Genomic DNA, 1,384 nt, shown 5'->3' on the forward strand with positions numbered 1-1,384 from the left:
GCTCTGACTTCGCCCCGCATACGACGCTCCCCTACCCAATGTACAAAGTACAATGCCTAAGCTTCGGTTGAACACTTAGCCCCGTTACATTTTCTGCGCAAAACCACTCGACCAGTGAGCTATTACGCACTCTTTGAATGAGTGGCTGCTTCTAAGCCAACATCCTGGTTGTCTTCGCAGTTTCACATCATTTTCCACTTAGTGTTCATTTGGGACCTTAGCTGTAGATCTGGGCTGTTTCCCTTTTGACTATGAGACTTATCTCACACAGTCTGACTGCTATTCATCAATTATCCGGCATTCAGAGTTTGATAGGCTTTGGTAACCTCGCGGCCCCTAGACCATTCAGTGCTTTACCTCCGGTAATCTAAAATAACGCTAGCCCTAAAGCTATTTCGGGGAGAACCAGCTATCTCCGAGTTCGATTGGAATTTCTCCGCTATCCACAAGTCATCCCCGGCTTTTTCAACAGACGTGGGTGCGGCCCTCCACGGTGTCTTACCACCGCTTCAGCCTGCTCATGGATAGGTCACCCGGTTTCGGGTCTAATACCTGCAACTTCATACGCCCTTTTCAGACTCGCTCTCGCTGCGGCTCCGGAACTCCAGTTCCTTAACCTCGCTGCAAATATTAACTCGCCGGACCGTTCTACAAAAAGTACCCGATCATCCATTAACGGACTCTCGGTGCTTGTAGGCACAAGGTTTCAGGTTCTTTTTCACTCCCCTCCCGGGGTACTTTTCACCTTTCCCTCACGGTACTGCTCCACTATCGGTCACTGAGTAGTATTTAGGCTTGGAGGATGGTCCCCCCATCTTCCCAGCGGGTTTCACGTGTCCGCTGGTACTCTGGATACTGCTAGCACTCAATCCTTTTCACTTACGGGGCTATCACCCTGTATCGCTGCTCTTCCCAAAGCATTCAGTTAAAGATTAAAGTTACATATTGCAGTCCTAACCCCGGAAATATTGCTACCTCCGGTTTGGCCTCTTCCGCGTTCGCTCGCCACTACTAGCGGAATCTCGGTTGATTTCTCTTCCTCGCCCTACTTAGATGTTTCAGTTCAGGCGGTTCCCCACGTACACCTATGTATTCAGTGTACGTTGATGGAGTATTGCTCCATCGGGTTTCCCCATTCGGAAATCCACGGATCAAAGCCCATTTGCGGCTCCCCGTAGCTTATCGCAGCTTGTCGCGTCCTTCGTCGGCTCTCAGTGCCAAGGCATTCCCCTTGCGCCCTTTACAGCTTGACCAGCTGTAAAATCCTCTTTCGAGGATTGTAGCGGATAAACTTTCGTTTATCTCAATTATTAGAGTAATCTCGGTTAAATTTAGCTATTTTGTAGTATGATCTTTTCGATCATATCCCAACAATATAAACGTC

The 1,384-nt window shown here is 48.8% G+C and carries 1 rRNA gene (running past one end of the window); it reads right to left on the minus strand.

Features of this window, described 5'->3' with window-relative positions:
• Nucleotides 1–1,253, minus strand: a 23S ribosomal RNA gene (locus DWZ82_RS08875); it reaches 1,651 nt to the left of the window's first position.
• Nucleotides 1,254–1,384: the final 131 nt, after the last annotated feature.

Origin of the sequence: Butyricicoccus sp. AF35-5AC, from assembly GCF_003477715.1 — a bacterium.
Classification (GTDB): domain Bacteria; phylum Bacillota; class Clostridia; order Oscillospirales; family Butyricicoccaceae; genus Agathobaculum; species Agathobaculum butyriciproducens.